Origin of the sequence: Nocardioides sp. NPDC057772, from assembly GCF_042798075.1 — a bacterium.
GTDB lineage: Bacteria > Actinomycetota > Actinomycetes > Propionibacteriales > Nocardioidaceae > Nocardioides.
Genome location: NZ_JBHVKN010000353.1, coordinates 1 through 2440 on the forward strand (window position 1 = coordinate 1; position 2440 = coordinate 2440).

Here is a 2440-nt window from a genome sequence, read left to right on the forward strand (position 1 = left end):
CCACACGACGGTGGTCTCGCGCTGGTTGGTGATGCCGAGCGCGGCGATGTCCTTGTCCGTGAGCCCCTTGCGGCCGAGCGCGGTCTGGATCACCGAGCTGGTGCGCTCCCAGATCTCCACCGGGTTGTGCTCCACCCAGCCAGCCTTGGGCATGATCTGCTCGTGCTCGAGCTGGTGGCGGGCCACCTCGTTGCCGCCGTGGTCGAAGATCATGCAGCGGGTGCTGGTGGTGCCTTGGTCGACGGCTGCGACGTAGTCGGGCATGTCGGTCCTTTCGGGGTTCTTGCTGTGTCTGGGTCTGTCGGGGGCGATCGGTGGTCAGGCGGCGGCAGGCAGGTCGCTGGTCTCCTCAGCCTCCTCCTCGGCGGGCAAGAAGCGTGCGATCAACACCTTGTACGCTCCGGCGCCGATGAGTCCACCGACGAGCGGGGCGACGATCGGGATCCAGAAGTAGACGTCGCCGGCGGCAGTCACCCAGGCTCCGTCGTAGCCGGTGATGAAGGAGGCCAGCCGCGGCCCGAAGTCACGGGCGGGGTTGATGGCGTAGCCGGCGTTGGTGCCCCACGCCATCCCGATCCCGACGATCACGAACGCGACCGCGACGGGCGAGAACCAGGCGATGGGCGCCGAGTTCTTCGCGTCGGTGATCGCCATGATCAGGAAGAGCAGGATCGCGGTGCCGATCACTTGGTCGGCGAAGGCGGTGGCGAGGCTGATCCCCAGACCGGCGTCGCCGTTGCCCGGAAGCGTCGAGAAGATGCCCTGGGTGGCGTGGGTGTGCCCGGGGTCGACGCTGGCGATCGCGTCCCCGTAGGCGGCACGAACGATCAGTGCGGCGACGAAGGCGCCGAGGATCTGGGCGATGCTGTAGGGCAGCACCTTGCGCCACGGGAAGTCGCTGAACACGGCCATCGCGAGGCTGACGGCCGGGTTGAGGTGGGCGCCGCTGATCCGTCCCGCGGTGTAGATGCCCAGCATCACCCCGATCCCCCAGGCCCAGGCGATCGAGTCGTGGTCGCCCAGGCCGCCGTCGCCGGTCACGACCTGCGCGACCACACCGACTCCGAAGAGGATCAGGATCATCGTCCCGGCGAACTCGGCGCTGAGCTCACCGACGAGCGTTCTGTTTGTCTTCATGCGCTGCTCCTGCCGTGTGGGGTCTGGCGGACCTGTGCACCGTAGGAGCGAGTGACGGGCGTCACAATGTCCTCCGTTCGGCATCGTCGAACGTCGCCGTGTTTCACCGGGTGGCACCGGTCGGTCCTCGGATCCTCGAACCCGGTGCCGGGGATTTGTTCGGCCCCTACGCTTTTACCCGATGTCTCGGACCGTGCAATCCGTCGAGCGGGCGGCTGCGCTGCTACACGTGCTCTCCGCCGAGGGTGAACCGATGGCTCTCGGTGAGCTGGCGGCTGCGGTGGGGCTGGCCAAGCCGACGGCGCACGGGTTGCTGCGTACGTTGGCGGGGGCGGGGTTCGTCGACCAGGAGCCGGTCACCGGGCGCTATCTGCTGGGTTCCGGCTTGCTCCACCTCGGGTCCGTGACGCTGGATCTCAACGAGCTGCGCTCGGAGACGCTCAACTGGGTGGACACGCTGGCGGCGCGTACGGGCGAGGAGGCACGGATCGCGGCCTACCGCGACGGGGCGGCGGTGGTGGCGCACCATGTCTTCCGGGCGGGGCCGGGGGTGCAGGTGATGGACACCGGGCGGTCGCTCCCGCTGCATGCCACCGCGCTCGGCAAGGTGCTGGTCGCCTTCGATCCAGGCGCGGCCCGCAGCGTCATCGGGCGGCGGCTGGACCGGCTGACCTTCCGGACGATCACCGACCGGTCGGCGCTGCTGCGGGCGCTGGCGGACGCGCGTGACACCGGGTGGGCCTCGGCCGTCTCCGAGGCGCGACCGGAGGTCGCCGGGATCGCGGCGCCGGTGCGTGACCGCGGTGGCTATGTCGTCGCCGCGGTCGGCATCGCGGGCCCGGTGGTGCGACTGTGCGATGCGCGTGGATTGCCCCGCTCGGATCTCGTCGAGGAGGTCGTCGGGGTCTCCCGGTCGATCTCGCGGGCGCTCGGTCACGGCCGGGCGGCATGAGGTGCGCGGTGAATGCTCACCGAGGTAACTCGGTGAGCTGCCACTTACTTCGTGGAGTTCCGCGAAGTAGGCGCAACCACACCGAGTTACCTCGGTCCGCATCCGAGGCGCCGGCATGAGTCTTCCGCGGTATGTCGCCGCGCTCGACCAGGGCACGACCTCGACGCGGTGCATGCTCTTCGACCGCGAGGGCAGGATGGTCTCGCTGGCGCAGCGGGAGCACCATCAGCACTATCCGCGCGCCGGCTGGGTCGAGCACGATCCACTGGAGATCTGGGACATCGTCCGGCGGGTGATGCCGGAGGCGCTCGCGGAGGCTGGGGCGTCGCCGTCCCAGGTCGTCGGGCTCGG

The 2440-nt window shown here is 69.6% G+C and carries 4 protein-coding genes; 2 read left to right on the plus strand and 2 right to left on the minus strand.

Annotated elements, in window-relative coordinates:
* Positions 1-264: FGGY family carbohydrate kinase (locus ACFVJS_RS27525; RefSeq protein ID WP_378886725.1), on the minus strand; the 264-nt coding region annotated here is incomplete at its 3' end.
* 54 nt (positions 265-318) lie between these two features.
* Positions 319-1137: an MIP/aquaporin family protein gene (locus ACFVJS_RS27530; RefSeq protein WP_378886726.1), complete on the minus strand. Its 819-nt coding sequence runs from the start codon at positions 1135-1137 to the stop codon at positions 319-321.
* A 181-nt stretch (positions 1138-1318) separates the two neighbouring features.
* Here ACFVJS_RS27530 and ACFVJS_RS27535 point away from each other — a divergent pair, with 181 nt between their 5' ends.
* Both ACFVJS_RS27535 and ACFVJS_RS27540 read left to right on the plus strand, forming a co-directional pair.
* Positions 1319-2089: an IclR family transcriptional regulator gene (locus ACFVJS_RS27535; protein ID WP_378886727.1), complete on the plus strand. Its 771-nt coding sequence runs from the start codon at positions 1319-1321 to the stop codon at positions 2087-2089.
* A 115-nt stretch (positions 2090-2204) separates the two neighbouring features.
* On the plus strand, positions 2205-2440 hold a 236-nt coding region (locus ACFVJS_RS27540), incomplete at its 3' end, for an FGGY family carbohydrate kinase (RefSeq protein ID WP_378886728.1).

What these genes read in the sequence shown, in the direction of transcription:
- ACFVJS_RS27530 (WP_378886726.1), bottom strand. Translation starts at nt 1,137, where the DNA reads ATGAAGACAAACAGAACGCTCGTCGGTGAGCTCAGCGCCGAGTTCGCC.
- ACFVJS_RS27535 (WP_378886727.1), top strand. Translation starts at nt 1,319, where the DNA reads ATGTCTCGGACCGTGCAATCCGTCGAGCGGGCGGCTGCGCTGCTACAC.